Here is a 16,085-nt window from a genome sequence, read left to right as displayed (position 1 = left end):
CTGGCGTAACGTCACACCATTATTGCGGTGCCAGTTCTCCGAACCAGTAAGACGACGTCACGCCACCATCCATCAGGAAATCGCTTCCGGTGATAAATCCTCCGTCAGGCCCCATGAGCAGCGCGGCAACATTTCCAACTTCGTCCGGCGTGCCGGCGCGCTTGGCCGGGCACCCGTCAATCATGCGCCGGTAGCCTGCCCCACGCGGGCCGGATAACTCGTCCTTCGCAAGCGGCGTGATGATGATGCCCGGGCTGATTGTATTGATACGAGCGCCACGCTTGCCCCAGCGGACTGCCTCAAACATCACGCGCAGGGCGTTGCCGCGTTTCGACAACTGATAGGCATGCAACGAATCCTTTACCTGATCAGACTGCAGCATTGGCAGCTTTAACAATTCTTCGACAGGCGTCGTCGCAAGCGCGTGGTTATGTTCCGTGGTCAGCGGCGGTAGACGATGGCCGGACTGAGAGGCGATTACGACTCCCGCTCCGCCCTCGGCCATCACTTCGCCAAATACTTCGAGGATCAACGCGGTGCCGTAGAGATCGACTTTCAGGATCGTCTCCGGTGAGGCCTGCGAGGGCGAAACGCCGGCCGCATGAATAAGGCCATGGATGGCGCCCAATGAAGTCGCCTTAGCGGCCAGGGCCTCAACGGACGCCCGCGATGAAATGTCGACGGCCGCTGTCGTCACCTCGAAACCCGCCTCGCTTAGCGTCTTTGCCGCTGCGTCGGCCTGCTCCTGACGCAGGTCGGCGAGTAAAAGGTGTTTGCCTGCGCCCACCCGCCGCGCAATGGCTTGCCCAATTGATCCCGGGCCGATTACAACGATGACTTTTTGCATGATGCTTCTTCCTTGTTTCTGGATTGGCCGATCGCTTAGATTTCCTGACGAGTGGGTCGAAACAGGATCTCATTTACGTCGACTTCCGGAGGCTGACTAATCGCGAAGGCGACGGCGCGTGCGAACGATTCAGCTGGGATCGCGATCTCTTCGTAGAACTTGCTAATGAAGCCGGCTATATCCGGTTCCGTAATGCTGTTCGGAAGCTCTGTCGCAACCGCACCCGGCGAGAGAATCGTCGTGCGAAGGCCGTAGGGTTTGACTTCCTGGCGCAAGCCTTCCGAGATCATGAGCACGGCGCTCTTGGTTGCCGCATAGACAGCGCTGCCGGGCCGCACGATCCGCGCCGCCACGGAAGCGACGTTGATGATCTGGCCGCTCTTCTGCTGTTTCATGTGTGGCAACGCAGCGGCGATCCCGTACAACACACCCTTGATGTTGACGTCGATCGTCTGGTTCCAGTCATCGATCTTAAGGCGCTCAAGCGGTGAATGCGGCATCAATCCGGCGTTGTTGAGCATGACGTCGACGCGCCCGAAGGTCTGCACTGCTGCATCGACCAATGCTTTGACATCGTCGTGACGAGTCACGTCGGTTGCCATAGCCAGTGCCTTGCCGCCTTTGTCGATTAATTCCTCTGCTAGCGACTGAATGCGATCGACCCGCCGCGCGCCCAGTACGACGATCGCGCCCTGCGCGCTCAGATGCCTGGCAGTCGCTTCGCCCAGGCCGCTGCTCGCACCCGTGATAACAACAACTTTGCCTTCAATGTTGTTGCTCAAGCCATTGCGCGTTTCCACAGACCTTCTCCGGTTGAAATCAATGTCCAGATCTTAGGTTGATGCAAATCAATTAACAATAAGGCTATAGTTTCACGGGGTGTTAAATGGAGGTTAATTATGCTGCGCACAGGTCTGTCGGAACTGACGGCGTTCATTGCCGTCGCTGAACATCGAAGTTTCCGCGCGGCGGCGAAAAAACTGGGGGTTTCCGCGCCGGCGTTGAGTCATGCGATCAGGAATCTCGAATCGGGTCTCAACGTGCGCCTCTTTAATCGGACGACCCGCTCGGTAGCGCTAACTGAAGCTGGCGAACTTTTGTTGCAGCGTGCCGGTCCGGCACTTGCCGACCTTGAAGATGGCATTAATGAAGTGATGTCCGCAGGTACCCGGCCGTCCGGATCAATCCGGATCAGTTCGGCCGAGGCCGGCGCGCGACCACTGATCCAGCACGTGCTTCCGGATTTTCTCGCGGCTTATCCGGAGATCCACGTGGAGGTCGTCGTGGACACGCGACTGATCGATATCGTGGCAGACGGATTTGACGCTGGGATACGGGTGCTCGACGATGTTCCGCGCGACATGATTGCGGTCGAATTCGGTCCGGCATTCCGGTTTGCAGCGGTCGCATCGCCGGAATATCTTGCTCGCCACCAGCCGCCGAAAACACCTCAGGACCTGAGGCAGCACAAATGCATCCGCTATCGATTTCTTAGCGGTACGCTATATCACTGGGAGTTTGAACGTCGAAGCAGTGGTCTCAGTGTCGATGTCGATGGCCCCATGACGCTAGGCAACCCAAATCTGATGGTCGATGCTGCGCTGGCCGGCATCGGTGTCGCCTGGGTTCCGGAATATCTGGTCGTGGAACATCTGGCGACTGGCCGATTGGTTCATCTACTACCGGACTGGAGTCCATCCATGCCAGGCTTGTGTCTCTACTATCCGGCTAACCGCCACCCACCGGAAGCGCTTAGGCTGTTTTCGCAGGCGGTACGCGAATGGGCCAACAAATCGACGAAAGATAAAGGCAACGCAAAGAGCGTGGCTGTCCCGCGGACGGCGAGGTGAAGAGGGCCCTACGAAGTCAGCCCGAACGGTTAACGGGATTTGGCGCTTTGCTTACAAATATCCTCAATCTATTTACGTACCATTTACGAATTTGTAGCCGATATGAAAGGTGCAAAACAACATCGGGAGACACGCCATGGACCTCCTTTATATCGGCGCAACTCTTGCCTTCGGCGGGATTTCGTCAGCAATGTTGATGGGCTTGGACAAGTTGCCCCGCACGTCGCGGGATCGAGGCACACACCAGCTTTGACGCCCGCGCTTCCGATCACGTCAATCATCGCATCACGGCACTGGATTAACCTGAGCCGGCCGTCGTCTGGCGCGGCGCGGCCACTTTCGGCCATTCGATTTCACCCTATGGATTGCTAACAATCGCAACGGAACTCCATTAAGTGCCTTTGTTCGTATGATGGATTGTCTAGCATTTCTATCCCAGACCTTCTGCCTACGACAACCCGTGAGGCTAAATTTATACACAGCCTCTCAAGTTCGGCGAGCCTGCGCCGAAATATTACTAGAGTGCTTGCGTTGAAAGGCCCTGGACATGAATCGCTATGTCGTAAATCAATTACGCGTAGGATTCCTATTTGTATGATGAACGTGCGCGACGTCTGCTTTCTTCAGACGATCCTGAGGGGCGACGCATTGATCTTCTTACCTGGAGCCGCGTGCGGAATTTTTGCATGCCTGATGCGATAACTTGCAATGGAAAAAGTCCTTCTACTTCAAGGAATGGCAGCATGAAATTCAGCAACATGAAACTTGGCACCAAACTGATCAGCGCTTTTGTACTCGTGTGCCTGATCGGCGCAGTTGTGAGCGGAATCGGTATCCGGAACATGGCCCGGATTAACGATGAAGGTGACAAGGTTTACCACCTTGACCTGATCGGACTTTCCCTGACCCAGAGGGCGGACGTTGATCTGCTAACGGCAGGCCGTGCGCTCCGCAATGCCATTCTCGCCTCCAGCTCTGAGCAGCGGGCCGGGTTTCTGGCCGACAGTGAGAAAAGCCTCGCACAGGCGCGGGAAGCACTTGATAAAGCCCGGCCACTGTACTGGAGCGCAAAAGGTAAAGACGTCTTTGCAGAACTGGATCAAGGCTGGCGTGACTATTCCGAAGCTTTCAGGGACATGGAAACAAAAACCGGTACTGCCTCCCTTCAGGATCGCGGAGAACTCACGGAAAAGCTATTTGGCGACTTCCGACAGAAGGTCAACAAGGTTGACGAGCTGATCACCACGTTGGTAGATGTGAAGCAGGAGAACGCGAAGGAGGCTGCGGAATCCAATCAGGATCTGTATGTAGAAAGTCGCAATCTGATGATTGCCCTGGTGATCTTCTCTACCTTGGCCGGAATCGGAATCGGCATGTGGCTCACGCGTAGCCTGACGCGGCAACTCGGGACGGAGCCAGCGATAGCCGCCGACCTTGCGAAAGGAGTCGCGGAAGGGGATCTCAGCGTGAACATCGACCTGCGGCCTGGTGACACGAGTAGTCTGATGGCCTCGCTGAAGAACATGCGTGACGGTTTGTTGCGGGTTGTGTCCGATGTTCGCCAGAACGCTGACGGCGTGGCTACGGCGAGTGCACAAATCGCTCAGGGTAATCTGGATCTGTCGAGTCGCACCGAGGAGCAGGCGAGCGCGCTGGAAGAAACTGCCGCGTCCATGGAGCAACTCACGGCGACCGTCAAACAGAATGCAGAAAATGCCCAGGTGGCCAACGAACTGTCGCTAAGCGCGAGTACGATCGCCCTCAAAGGCGGAAAGGTTGTCGATGAGGTAGTCGAAACGATGACGGGTATCAACGACAGTTCAAAAAAGATTGCCGAGATTATCAGCGTGATTGACGGTATCGCCTTCCAGACAAATATCCTGGCACTGAACGCTGCAGTCGAAGCGGCACGTGCCGGTGACCAGGGTCGCGGTTTTGCTGTGGTTGCTGGCGAGGTGCGCAACCTGGCACAGCGTAGCGCCGCTGCGGCAAAAGAAATCAAGACTCTGATCTCAACCAGCGTCGAACGTGTAAATCAGGGAACTGCCTTGGTAAATCAGGCTGGCACGACGATGTCCGAAATCGTCAGCGCGATCAAACGTGTGACCGAAATCGTTGGTGAGATCAGTGTTGCCAGCAACGAGCAGAGCGTCGGCGTGGGGCAAGTAGGTGAGGCAGTGAGCCAGATGGACCAGGTGACGCAGCAGAACGCTGCGTTGGTAGAAGAGAGCGCTGCAGCCGCGGAAAGCCTGAAGTCCCAAGCCCAACAATTGGTGCAAGCCGTGGCGGTGTTCAAACTGTCGGACAGCGCCCCGTCTGCATTGCTGGCCTGACAGCGCTAGTCAGAATCGCCGCCAAAGTACTTCACGGTATGACTCGGGTTGAAAGTCTGGGGGGAGCCGCAATCCAAGCTCAGCGCCAGGAAGTTTCTGTGCAGTGCAATCGTGAATTGGCATAGCGGCCGAACGGCCGCTTTGGAGAAATTCGAGCGTCTGTATTGGGTCGCGTGCTGTCGATCACCGGCTCGTGAGTTTAGGGCCCTGTTTCGGCGTCAGTGACCTGCTGCAGGATCGCTTCGAGCGTCGAGATGACCTCATACGTGTGCTCAATCAGATCGCGTTGCGCGAGCAACAGCCGGTGATAGCCGTATGAGGTGGCCGTTGCAACTACGACCAGCGCAAGGACCGGGACGAGACGCCAGTCGACCGCGCGCACGCATCGTTTCCAACGGGGCAGTTCCGCGGCGCTACCCGCATTAAAAGCGCATGACCAACGCAACACCGGCGATCATCGGTAGCGCACCCGCCAGCCTCGGCCAGCTCAGCGCATGTTCCGGCACACCGATCAGCCCGAAGTGGTCAATCGCGACAGAGGCCACCAGGTTCGCGCATATAGTCAGCCCGTTCAGCGTGCCCACCCCTACCTTTTGCACAAGGGTCAGCCCGGCGAATACGGCAACCGCGCCAACGATGCCGCCCAACGGCGCCCACCATTTCATGTTGCGCAGATCGGCCAGAGTCGGTAATGGATGCGGCTGAATGCAGAACAGCGCTATCGCCAGAAAGGTCACCAGCAGAAATGAGACGCTCGATGCGAGCCACGGATTGACGAGCGAACCTTTGAGCTGGCCGTTGATGGGCGCACCGGCCGCCTGCAGGATGCCGGCGATGACGATGAACGGGTACAGCCAGATGCCGTTGAGCATGGTCAACCTCGCGTTTCAGCTGAAAAAAATGCGCGCCGCGAGCGCACAGGCGAGCGCGGGAAACATCACGACGCCTCCCACCTTCAGAAAATCCAGAAATCCCACGTTCTCTCCTTCACGGCGTATCGCGTTCAGCCAGAGTATGGTCGCAAGCGACCCCGTGACTGACAGGTTCGGACCGAGGTCCACGCCGATGAGCAGTGCATCAACGATTCGTTCTGGGCTGTGCGCCTGCATCAGTGTGGAACTTGCGACCAGGCCCGCTGGCAGGTTGTTCACCAGATTGCATGCGACTGCCAGCGCGGCACCCGCAATTAACCCGGCTGCCGTTTCCCCGGAGCGTGTAGCCGCCGCAAGGGTGCGCGCCAGCATCTCGATCACGCCGGTGTGCTCAAGCATTGCGACCAGGACGAATAGCCCAGCAACAAGCGGCAGTACATCCCATGAAATTTCCTTGACGACCGGCCAGGGTGAACGACGCTCCGTTAGCATCACCGCAAGGGTTGTCAGCACGCCGAGCAGCGCGGTCGGCAGGCCGAGTTGCATATCCAGGGCGGAGACGGTCATCAAGGCGAGGGCCGTCGTCGCAATACCAGCAAGAGAAATACGTCCGCCCGTAGTGAGCGGCACCGGCTCAAGCTCAGACTCGCAGGTTCCGTCGAGCGCGCGACTCTGCGTTACGCGCAACATGGCGAACGTGACGATGACCGAAAGCACCGAAGGCAGCGCGAACCGGGCGAACCATGGCCCAAGCGGCGGCACGTGATTACCGTACAGTACAAGGTTGGCAGGATTCGAGATTGGCAGTACAAAACTCGCGGCATTCGCGATGAACGCACACACCAGCAACAGCGGTAACGGCCTGGTTTTTGCCGCACGCGCCGCGGCGAATACGGCGGGAGTGAGCACAACTGCGGTCGCGTCGTTCGACAGGAACGTGGTTGTGACAATACCGACACCGTAGACCAGGACGAACAGCCGCTTCGGCGATCCACGCGCGTGGTTCACTGCCTGCACGGCCACCCAGTCAAAGAGGCCTTCGCGCCGCGCCACCTCTGAAAGCAGCATCATGCCAATCAGAAAGAGGTAGACGTCTGCCCCCTTGCCGACGGCCTGCCAGGCGAGATCAAGGGGAAGAAGACCAAGAATGATGAGCAATGCCGCGCCGGCCACGGCCCAGATAGCCTCAGGCCAGCGGAACGGACGTGCTATGACGCCGAATGTGGCTGCGGCGGCAATACCCCATGATGCCCAGATTGAGTTCATGAATCTCCCGGATTGAGTGAATCAGGTCGCCGCGGCAGGCTGGGAAGGTTCTGGCGCAACTTCTGCGTCGCCGTCTTTGCAGGCCTGCCGCACTTCGGCGCCGAACAACACCCAGACCGCAACTGATCCCACTGCGATACCGCCAAGTGCCAGAAACGCCGCTGGGTAACCGAATGCGTGCGCAAGATATCCGCCCAGCGCCGGACTCAGGCCTGCCCCGACACCCTGAACAGTCATGACGAGTCCCTGTCCTACGTTGACGCGTCCCGTCCCCTGCAAGAGGCGGACAACGAGTGCCGGCACGGCGACGCTTTGTAAACCGGCACCGATCCCGTCAAGCATCTGCACCGGCCAGATGCCCCATAGGCTGACCACATGGGCGGCGATCAGCCCGCGCAATGGCAAAGCCAGGAACGACAGCAGCATGACCCACCAGTAGCCGCGCCACCGGAACAGACGATTCGCCGCAAGCGCCGCCACAACCATCACCGACTGGGCAATGACGATTGTCTCGGCCGTTGCAACACTGCCATTGGCCCGATGGCCGGCAACGAGGGCGAGGCCGTATAGCGGCAGCATCGCGGCGTTACCCAGGTGGAACAGTCCCAACGACACCGCGAGCGCAAGCAGTGGCCGGTGCCGCAGGAGCATCTTCCAGCGCTCCGCTGTATCGGGATCGTGCGTTTTGTCACGGTGGACGAGCCCGCGCGCCGCGTCGTGGTCAATAGAGTGGGCCGGGATCGCAAGGACTGACGCGAGCGAGAGTAGCGCGAACGCGATGCTGAGTAAAAAGACCGCTCCATAACCGAAGCGCCAGCCCAGCCAGCCCGACAACGCGGCGGCGATTACGTTGCCCGCGTGGTTTGCGACCTGGTTGCGGCTGAACTGGCGATCGAATCCGGCACGATGGACGAGGCCAAGACAGATGCCCGCCAGGGCCGGCCCGATGGCCGCTCCTGTCACAGCGGTTGCGACCTGCGACAGCGCGACGACCGGCCACGAATTCGAGACCCATAGCAATGCAGAGGCAAACATCGTCATCACGCAGGCAATGACCACCACCGCGCGCTTGTATCGGGTTGCGTCGACGATCGCACCTGCGGGCGTCGTCGCCAGCATCCCGGCGATGCCGCCCACCGTCATCACTGCGCCGATCAGGCCAGGACCCCAACCCCGCGCTTGCAGAAAGACTCCGACGAATGGACCGATTCCGGCCTGCACGTCAGCCATGAAGAAGTTGGTTGCATCCAGCGCGTGGAGAGTGGAGCGGGCGGCCTTGCTCACCACTTTCTCCCGTTACGATTCGGTCCGAGCTGGGTACCCAGGATGTGTTTTTCTTCCCACGCACCAATCGCATCGCGGTCACTGCCATCGGCCCGTGGTTCATCCGTTTCGTCGAATGTCGTCGTGGCTTCGATGCGGTCGAACCCTGTGGAGCCGGCCTGGTCGGTTGCGCGAACGGTAACCTTGAATGTTCCCTCGGGGATTTTGCAATCCAGCGTCCAGATTTCTTTCGACGCGACGAAATTCATCGGTTGCCAATCGCTGTCGTCAATCCTGCAGTCGACCTGCGTGACACCTCGTGCGCTCCATGCCTTTGTCCTGACCGTGGTTTGACCTGAGGGCACGTGATTGGGTAAATGAGGTCGGGTGATCAGTCGCCTGTCGGCTGGCGAGGTAATCATCGCGACAGGCCATGGCTCATCCAGGGGTTTGAAGCGCCAGCTCACTACGCCTTCATCCACCGCGAGGAGTGAGAAGCCGACCGGTCCTTCCTCTATCTGGCCGGTTGAGCGTGTCGATGCGTAGATGGTCCTGCCGTCGTTCGCGAGTTCGTTGTAGTGCGTGTGTCCCATATCAACCACCGCGACGCGAAACTCCTGCAGCATCCCGTGGAAAGCGTTGGCTTCCACAGAGTCGGCGAGGTCTGCCGGATACGCATGCGCGAAGACCACCGACTCTCTGCCTTCTGCCGCAGCACTTTGTAGCACCGCCCGGAGCCAAACGAGTTGTGACTCCCCCAGTCTGAAGTCGGGGCCGCCTGTACCGGCCGAAACGTAGTCCAGGAAGATGCAGCGGTAGCCACCCACCGTGATTACCCTCGGGACATGCTCTGCACGAAGCACGTCGTGAAATGCATGCAGGTTGCCCGACTTGAAGTCGTGGTCGCCCGGGATGATGTGAATTGGGAGCTCGAGCTGGTCCAGTTCGCTGCGCAGAATTTCGTATTGCCGGGCTGTTCCGTCGTCGGTGTTGTCGCCGGGTAGCACGACAAAGTCGATCTGCCCCGCGAGATGCGCGTTAGCCTGCAGGACAATGTCGCGTAGCGCGAGATGGTTGGGCAGTCCGGCATCGGTCAGATGCAGGTCCCCAATATGCATCCACACAAGCGGCCCGCCGCGTGTTGGCATCTTCGATGCCTGTCCTGCGCTTTTCTCCTGTGCCATCTCGCGTTTCTCCTTCGATGCACTCTTCGGTATCAGGTCGGGTTCGGGTGCACTATTCCGTCGACGCCGAAAGACTGTCAGCGTCGACCAGTTCGGCGATGTCATCGACCTCGATGGTTTTGCCGTACCGGTTCTTTACCCCGTGCCCCCAGACCTGGATATGGACGCCGGGTGCGAGGTAGCTGGCCAGCTCCGCGGCAGCGTGCGGGGGCATACGAATTGCCGTTCCGTCGGTCAGCAGCGCGCCGCGAAGTTCACCTTTGGGTCCATATAACGAGAGCCTGATTTCGCCCATCGCCTCCATGGGGCGCTTTTCAACGTGCGGCTTCTCATGTTTCTCGCCACCGTGATGCGGTCCTTCGTCGACAATCGTGACGCCCGTGCCAGACGTCAACTGAACGGCAGCCACGATGTCGGCCTCGCGGGGCTTCACACCGCGCACGCGCACCTTGTCGCCAATGCCAATCAGTTTTGCGACCTGTCTGGACAGATGTGGTGGGAAATGCACCTGTCTGTCGTTACCGAGGATGAATCCGTCCAGTTCTCCGTGTGGATTCAAAAGGAACTGGGTGACGATGCCGCGCGTCTCCTGCAGGCATTCCGGGTCAATCCAATGCATGGTGTAACTCCGATAAAAATGAAAATCAGTTGGGAATGTCGTTGTACAACTGCGTGACATTGCCCGGCGTCCCGAAGGCTATCGCTTGCAGCGCCTCGCCGTATTGGTTGCGCGTACCGTATCCGGTGGCGGCGACGACGACGTCTGGTCGCAGGAGATTCGCAAACTGCTGTGCGACCGGTGGCGGCATCTTGATGATCGTTCCATCACGGAGCATCACGCCGTCAGGCTCTCCCCGTGGCGCGGTCGTGACGCGTGCAACTGTGCCTTTGGCACTTAGCCTGACCAGTCCTGCGCCGCGCAATGCTGGCGGAGCACGCAGTGCATCGAATGGCGGCGGCTGGTCGACGACCTGCTGTGACGTTCGTTCATTTGCGATTTGCTGCGCAGTGATGTTGCCCGCACCGTCCCGAAAGCCCGCGATCCGGACCGCGTCCCCTTGATGTATGACGCTCACCAGCTGCGAGCCCATATGTGGCGGGAAGTGGACGAGCGAACCATCGGCCAGAAGAAATCCGTCGACGTCGCCTTCCGGGTTGATCACGAAGCGGCTTACGGTTCCGGTTGCGACGACAGACTGCTGCTGCGCCGCTATGGGAGCGGGTGCAGGCGGTGGGGGCGGCGAGGGCATGGTTGGCGCCGCGCCGCCCAGCCCGCCAGCAACCGGCGGAGGGACTGGTAGACCAGGCTCCGGAGCGGGAGGGGTTTGCGCGACGCATGCGATTGTGACGAGGCAAAGCGATAGGGCAGCACCCCGCGCAATTTTGGAAGCCGAATTAGTACGGCTCACAGGCTCACGCTGGCGGCACCCCCGGATGAACTGTTTTGAGGACATGATGCTCTCCGTTGAACGACACGGAGACATTTGCAAGCGCTATGCCATGTTACTCAAGCCCTGAAGGACAGGGCCCTGCGGACAACCCAGCGATGCAAGTGTCAAGCGGCCCGACACCTCGCGTCGGATTGCTTGACACTTCATTCGATCCCGAGTGCCGAGAGCTTGGCATAGGGCGTTTGGCGGCTAATGTCCAACTGGCGGGCAGCATCGGCGCGGTTGTTGTCCGCTGCGGCCAACGCGTGGGAAATCATCGTCTTCGCGAAAACACGCCGAAGCCGATAGGGCGGAGACGAACAACTACATGAAGAAGGGGGCACCTGATGAGATTCGAACCGATCGAACCGACTTTCGGACAAGCTTCCGCTGCTGATGTCAGCCGCGTTGTGACCGTGCGGCGCGTCAAAAAGCTGACGTTGATGGGCGCTGGGTGCAATGTCGGCGGAAGTATCTGCTTTATTCGATCCAGCGCACAGGGACAGAGTTTATGGTTGAATCGATTATTCGGGCTTACACCCCCTGAATCGTTCATCGATGACATTTCTGTTTTTGGGCTGAGTGGTCATGCACTCGACTCACTGAAGCGCGATATGGAATTCGTGAAAGCCGTAGATATATTGCTGAGCATGGGGACGCGACTGGAGTTACAGGACAGCCGATTGACGTTCACCGTCGGCGAATCAGTAACCCGCTCGGAGCGATGGCAGAACGACGAAAGACCGCATCGACAGAACCTCGATACCCGGTCGGATGGCTGTTGTCGGCGAACGTGAAGGACCGCTCTGGGGCGCGTGCTACCGATCGCGGGCCGGTGCGCTTCGAGTGTCGCATGCCGATTGCATCGGGCAGTCATCGGCCAGAAAGAGACATTCGACGAGCAGGGCAGAATTGCTGACAATCCCCCGTCTGAGCAGATGCATGGAGCGCTGGATTTGGCATCGAAAGGCCACGCGACTAAGTTGCAGACCGCATAAGACCGGTATCGGGAATTCGAAATCTATTTCGCATACCTGAGAAATTGATTTTCAAAGACGGTTGTTGAAAAATAATGTCTGATGCAAACTTCGACGCTAACGGTAAATCAGCCGGCTCAATATGGGGCCGTCAGGAATATGCAAAGTCTTGCGGGTGCGACAGTCAATTCAATGGACATGACAGATCAGATAGTTTTGATAGCGCTGCAAGTTTTTCAGGTTGCCTTCCTCTGGTTCCACGACTGGATTCCGCTCGGTCGATTAAACGACGTCCGCGCAGTGCGTAACCAAGACACGCTGCAGCGTCTCATAGTGGTTACTCTTATCCAGAGCGTGCCCTGGACCATAGGCTTGGTCTTCAGCGGCCTCTATTTCGGCCAGTCCTATCCGGATTGGCTGGGTAGTTGGTTGAGGGGTACGTATGTCATTCTCTTCCTAGGTGAACTATATGCCTGGTGGGTTCCTTACCTTGTCCGGGTCGATGCAAAGCGTGCCGCGCGCTATCAAATCATGTTCGGCAACACGCACTCGTTCCTACCCTTGCATAATGGAATCGTACCCAACACCTTGCATGTCGTCCTTCACGCTTCGACGGCTGCGACGCTGGTTAAGTTGTTTGCTTTCTTCGACGGCAATTGATCGCCTAAGCTCGCAGGCACTGGCCGCTACCCGGCCAGTTTCGGTGCATCGAGATTGCCCGAAAACTTATCAACAATATGAATTCCCCAAGCGCTACCCAAGAAGTCAATGAAGACAAAAAGCGGACTAGAAGGGATCGAACTACGTCGTCTTACTTCCTCGGATTCCATACCTGATCTCACCCGGTTTTTGCATCGAGCATATGCCAATCTCGCAGCAATGGGATTGCGCTACATGGCGACGCACCAGTCAGAGGAAGTCACGCAGCGGCGCGTTGACGAGGGTGAGTGCTATGTAGCGATTTCTGAGGGTACCTTGGTCGGGACGATTATGTTCAAGTCAGTAGAGCAGACCAGTGGGAGTGCATGGCTCGACCGCCCCGATGTTGCCAGCATTGGCCAATTCGCCGTTGCGCCAGAGTTACGGTCGAATGGCTTGGGAGCGCGCATGATGGATCTGGTGGAGTCGAGAGGTGTCGAAGCTGGCGCAACTGAACTCGCGTTGGATACGGCGGAGCCGGCCGATCATCTCGTCGCATGGTACCGCCGTCGGGAGTATCGGTTTATAGAATATGCGCAGTGGAAGCATACGAATTACCGCAGCGTTATCATGAGCAAAGCAATCTAGCCAGGTCAGCAAATGTTCTCAGCAGCGATCTTCGACATGGACGGCCTGCTGGTCGATTCAGAGCGCGCGATCATGGACACGTGGATCGCGGTGGGATTGGACCTCGGGATTGCATTGTCGGCGGGCGATTATCTTCGGATTGTAGGAAAGTCGTCTACGGAATGTGAACTGATCCTGACGGAGTTGCTCGGTGGGGCTGCTACATTTCGGGAGGCGCTGACCCGAGTCCGGCTGCACTTGAGCAAGCCATCCGTGCATGCGGTATTCCCGCTGAAATCCGGAGCACGAGCTCTGCTGACTGAGTTATCGCGAGCAGGTATTCCATACGCTGTCGCTTCGTCATCTTCCGTGGATGAGATCAGATCGCGCCTTGGGGGCGTAGGCGTGCTGCAATTTTTTAAGACGATCGCTGGCGGTGACGAAGTCGAGCGTGGGAAACCCGATCCGGCGGTCTACAAACTTGCAGCCCTTCGGCTTGGCGTGCCGGTGGCTGCCTGTTTAGCCTTTGAAGATAGCGATAACGGCGCGCATGCGGCTGCCAGTGCCGGTATGGCAGTGGTCGTCGTTCCAGACTTAAAGCCACCGGCGACCTCTGTCGCCGAGTTGAGCTTTCGGATATTAGGGAAGCTCGACGTAGCCGTTGACCATGTTTCCGACTGGTTCACGACGTGCGACACAAAATTTGGATGAACGGCTGTCCGATGAGCAAATGGTCGCTCCCTTTCGTCAATGGTTGAATCTCGCTCGCGTATATGACCAATCCACTGCACCGTGTACTCGATCTCTTCGAACAGGCCAGTCGCGTGAGCGACCCATGTGCTATGTTTGTCACGCTTGTCACTTTGGACGACGGCGGTATGCCGGTCGCGCGAGTCATCACAGTGCGAGAAGTGACGGACAACGGCCTGATAGCATCGATCAGTGCGACAAGCCCGAAGGTTGCGCAGCTCGCTGCTGATAAATGGGAAGTCTTGTGTTTCTGGCCGTCCCTGATGATCCAGTGCCGACTTCGAGGTCATGCGCGCATCCAACACGACTAGGCGACAGTCGCCAGTTGGCGCGCGAGACCCAAAGCCAGTCGACTCGCCGATACTTACCACGCACGCGGGCGGTCGCAAAGTTCGCCGATCGCGTCGAGGGAAGTATTGCTGGCCGAAGTCGACGCCCTGGCGCTTGCCTCAGGCGACCTGACTGAATGCCCCGAGACGGTCGCGACGCTTCTACTTAAACCCACGCAGGTGGAAATTTGGCTCGGGTCTGTCGAAGACCGTCTGCACGATCGGAGGGCGTACAGCCTGACGCACGCGGGTTGGTCGGAGCAAGTACTCGTTCCTTAACGGTCTGCATCCGTCTCCGTAGGGTTAACCATGGCCTGACTGCGTCAGGCGGCAATCGCGCGGACCGTGACAGCCGACCGACAGTGCCTATGAGGTGACAGCGACCTGCTTGAATTAATGTGCTTCTCTTCTGGACTAAACGGACATGAGAAAACCGATTCACCGCAAGCTGGAAGTGACCACGAGCCACTGGGCCCTGATCAGCGGACGAAGCCCCACTGACGAACTGTCATTTCGGTCCGAGGGGCTACAAGTCATCTTCAACGACACCTCGACACCGTGGCAGGATGCTGTGGCCCATGCCCACCGGGAAAGCGACGAGATCTACATCGTTCTCGAAGGTCCGATGGTAATCGCCGTTAACGCAGAGTTATTCACCGTCGCTGCTGGTGAAGTCCTGTGTGTACCGTCAGGAACGGCACATCAGCTTATACGCGTTGAAGTTCCGCATCGTTCGCTGGTCTTGCGATCACCTTCGGTGGATGACAAGATGGAAGTGTAATCGTGCGGCGTGTTGAAGGTTATCAAGATGGGAACTCAAAAATAATTCCGAGTCTGCTCGCAAAGAGACCGTGAGGAACGAATGATATGGTAAGTCGGGAACGGTTTGCACTTAGCGTTAGTGTCTTTGCTTACGTCGAATTCGGTAACCGTGTGTTAATGCTACGCCGCTCGAATACCGGGTGGCACGACGGCGATTTCAGCCTTCCGGCAGGAGCGCTAGACTGCAAAGAGCGACTGGAAGTAGCAGTTGCTCGGGAACTCGCGGAGGAGACCGGCCTTACTGCTTCGCCAGAATCGTTCCGACTTGCCCACACCATCCACGTTCGCAATTCTGGACCGAGTGGCTCGGTTTCTTCTTCGCGATACGTAAGCCGGAAGGCGAACCTGTATTAATCGAAACTGACAAACATGATTTGCTGGCATGGAAAGATAACTCGAATCTGCCAGGAAATACGATCCCTTATGTCCGCCAAGCCATAAGCTGCATTCGGGATGGAGTCAACTACTCGAGTTATGGCTGGGCATGAAATTCCTTGACGGTCGTGTTTGGTGAGGTCACGAGTCCACACCGCCGAAGGTCCGCTATCCGTCGGGCCGAAGGGCTGTAGTGGGTCGCGTACTGTCGATCACCGGCCCGTAAGTTTCAGGCGACGTATGCCAATTGCATCGGACGAGCTTCGGCCCACTTTCAGACGTTCGAGACGTTAGTCGAGATCGCCGGCACTCCACGAATGATCGGCCGTTGTGAATGTAATATGACACTGACTGGACTTGAATCGTAAGCGGCCAGCAAACCCATCTTGAATCTGGCTGCGGCGCTTGGGAGTATCGTGTCCACTGCACGAATAAGCGGACACGTGAACACTATAGAATCGGAATCACTCCCAGAGCGTCGTCGTCGGCAACGCTATAGCGAGGAGTTCAAGGCCCAGGTG

At 58.1% G+C, this 16,085-nt stretch carries 20 protein-coding genes; 10 read left to right on the top strand and 10 right to left on the bottom strand.

Translation table 11 applies throughout. The annotated features are described in order from the left end of the window. Positions 1-19: 19 nt before the first annotated feature. Complete coding sequence (locus P3T20_RS22295) at positions 20-847, bottom strand: SDR family oxidoreductase (RefSeq protein WP_429287842.1); 828 nt, start codon at positions 845-847, stop codon at positions 20-22. 35 nt (positions 848-882) lie between these two features. Beyond that, positions 883-1,629 (bottom strand): SDR family oxidoreductase, encoded by a 747-nt coding sequence (locus P3T20_RS22290; protein WP_429288114.1) that lies wholly within the window; start codon positions 1,627-1,629, stop codon positions 883-885. A 117-nt stretch (positions 1,630-1,746) separates the two neighbouring features. Here P3T20_RS22290 and P3T20_RS22285 point away from each other — a divergent pair, with 117 nt between their 5' ends. After that, complete coding sequence (locus P3T20_RS22285; protein WP_429287841.1) at positions 1,747-2,697, top strand: LysR family transcriptional regulator; 951 nt, start codon at positions 1,747-1,749, stop codon at positions 2,695-2,697. 743 nt (positions 2,698-3,440) lie between these two features. Continuing rightward, a complete protein-coding gene (locus tag P3T20_RS22280; RefSeq protein ID WP_429287840.1) occupies positions 3,441-5,030 on the top strand; it encodes a methyl-accepting chemotaxis protein in 1,590 nt (529 codons plus the stop codon). A gap of 199 nt (positions 5,031-5,229) precedes the next feature. On the opposite strand, the gene P3T20_RS22275 is transcribed toward P3T20_RS22280, so the two are convergent. From P3T20_RS22275 to P3T20_RS22240, 8 genes are all read right to left on the bottom strand, one after another. Further along, positions 5,230-5,412 carry a hypothetical protein gene (locus P3T20_RS22275; RefSeq protein ID WP_429287839.1) on the bottom strand — a complete coding sequence of 61 codons (183 nt, stop codon included), beginning with the start codon at positions 5,410-5,412 and terminating at the stop codon, positions 5,230-5,232. A 40-nt stretch (positions 5,413-5,452) separates the two neighbouring features. Next, entirely contained in the window at positions 5,453-5,902 is a 450-nt protein-coding gene (locus tag P3T20_RS22270; RefSeq protein WP_429287838.1) for a DMT family transporter, read from the bottom strand. A 15-nt stretch (positions 5,903-5,917) separates the two neighbouring features. Beyond that, entirely contained in the window at positions 5,918-7,168 is a 1,251-nt protein-coding gene (locus P3T20_RS22265) for an arsenic transporter (protein ID WP_429287837.1), read from the bottom strand. Between the two features lie 21 nt (positions 7,169-7,189). After that, complete coding sequence (locus P3T20_RS22260) at positions 7,190-8,452, bottom strand: MFS transporter (protein WP_429287836.1); 1,263 nt, start codon at positions 8,450-8,452, stop codon at positions 7,190-7,192. Beyond that, on the bottom strand, positions 8,449-9,615 hold the full coding sequence (locus P3T20_RS22255; RefSeq protein WP_429287835.1) for a metallophosphoesterase family protein: 1,167 nt from the start codon (positions 9,613-9,615) through the stop codon (positions 8,449-8,451). Before P3T20_RS22255 ends, P3T20_RS22260 begins: the two co-directional genes overlap by 4 nt. Positions 9,616-9,667: 52 nt before the next feature. Continuing rightward, complete coding sequence (locus tag P3T20_RS22250) at positions 9,668-10,234, bottom strand: hypothetical protein (RefSeq protein WP_429287834.1); 567 nt, start codon at positions 10,232-10,234, stop codon at positions 9,668-9,670. Between the two features lie 25 nt (positions 10,235-10,259). Continuing rightward, entirely contained in the window at positions 10,260-10,865 is a 606-nt protein-coding gene (locus P3T20_RS22245) for a hypothetical protein (protein WP_429287833.1), read from the bottom strand. A gap of 344 nt (positions 10,866-11,209) precedes the next feature. Beyond that, positions 11,210-11,323: a helix-turn-helix domain-containing protein gene (locus tag P3T20_RS22240; protein WP_083611671.1), complete on the bottom strand. Its 114-nt coding sequence runs from the start codon at positions 11,321-11,323 to the stop codon at positions 11,210-11,212. 69 nt (positions 11,324-11,392) lie between these two features. Between P3T20_RS22240 and P3T20_RS22235 the strand changes: the two genes are divergently transcribed. The 8 genes from P3T20_RS22235 (at position 11,393) to P3T20_RS22200 (ending at position 15,543) form a co-directional block, all read left to right on the top strand. Beyond that, positions 11,393-11,842, top strand: coding sequence for a hypothetical protein (locus tag P3T20_RS22235; RefSeq protein ID WP_429287832.1), 450 nt, complete (start codon positions 11,393-11,395; stop codon positions 11,840-11,842). Positions 11,843-12,181: 339 nt separating this feature from the next. Then, positions 12,182-12,682, top strand: coding sequence for a hypothetical protein (locus tag P3T20_RS22230; RefSeq protein ID WP_429287831.1), 501 nt, complete (start codon positions 12,182-12,184; stop codon positions 12,680-12,682). A 108-nt stretch (positions 12,683-12,790) separates the two neighbouring features. Then, positions 12,791-13,309: a GNAT family N-acetyltransferase gene (locus P3T20_RS22225; RefSeq protein WP_429287830.1), complete on the top strand. Its 519-nt coding sequence runs from the start codon at positions 12,791-12,793 to the stop codon at positions 13,307-13,309. A 12-nt stretch (positions 13,310-13,321) separates the two neighbouring features. Then, the gene (locus tag P3T20_RS22220) at positions 13,322-13,999 is read left to right on the top strand and encodes an HAD family hydrolase (protein ID WP_429287829.1); all 678 of its coding nucleotides are present in this window, start codon (positions 13,322-13,324) and stop codon (positions 13,997-13,999) included. Positions 14,000-14,061: 62 nt separating this feature from the next. After that, on the top strand, positions 14,062-14,349 hold the full coding sequence (locus P3T20_RS22215) for a pyridoxamine 5'-phosphate oxidase family protein (RefSeq protein WP_429287828.1): 288 nt from the start codon (positions 14,062-14,064) through the stop codon (positions 14,347-14,349). A gap of 105 nt (positions 14,350-14,454) precedes the next feature. After that, positions 14,455-14,646: a pyridoxine 5'-phosphate oxidase C-terminal domain-containing protein gene (locus P3T20_RS22210; protein WP_429287827.1), complete on the top strand. Its 192-nt coding sequence runs from the start codon at positions 14,455-14,457 to the stop codon at positions 14,644-14,646. A gap of 145 nt (positions 14,647-14,791) precedes the next feature. Further along, the gene (locus P3T20_RS22205; RefSeq protein WP_429287826.1) at positions 14,792-15,148 is read left to right on the top strand and encodes a cupin domain-containing protein; all 357 of its coding nucleotides are present in this window, start codon (positions 14,792-14,794) and stop codon (positions 15,146-15,148) included. Positions 15,149-15,234: 86 nt separating this feature from the next. Beyond that, on the top strand, positions 15,235-15,543 hold the full coding sequence (locus tag P3T20_RS22200; protein WP_429287825.1) for an NUDIX domain-containing protein: 309 nt from the start codon (positions 15,235-15,237) through the stop codon (positions 15,541-15,543). The last annotated feature ends 542 nt before the right edge of the window (positions 15,544-16,085 follow it).

This window comes from Paraburkholderia sp. GAS206C (assembly GCF_050435645.1).
Taxonomy (GTDB): Bacteria; Pseudomonadota; Gammaproteobacteria; order Burkholderiales; family Burkholderiaceae; genus Paraburkholderia; species Paraburkholderia phenazinium_B.
The sequence above is the reverse complement of the archived record's forward strand: the minus strand, read 5'-3'. Positions and strand labels throughout refer to the sequence as shown.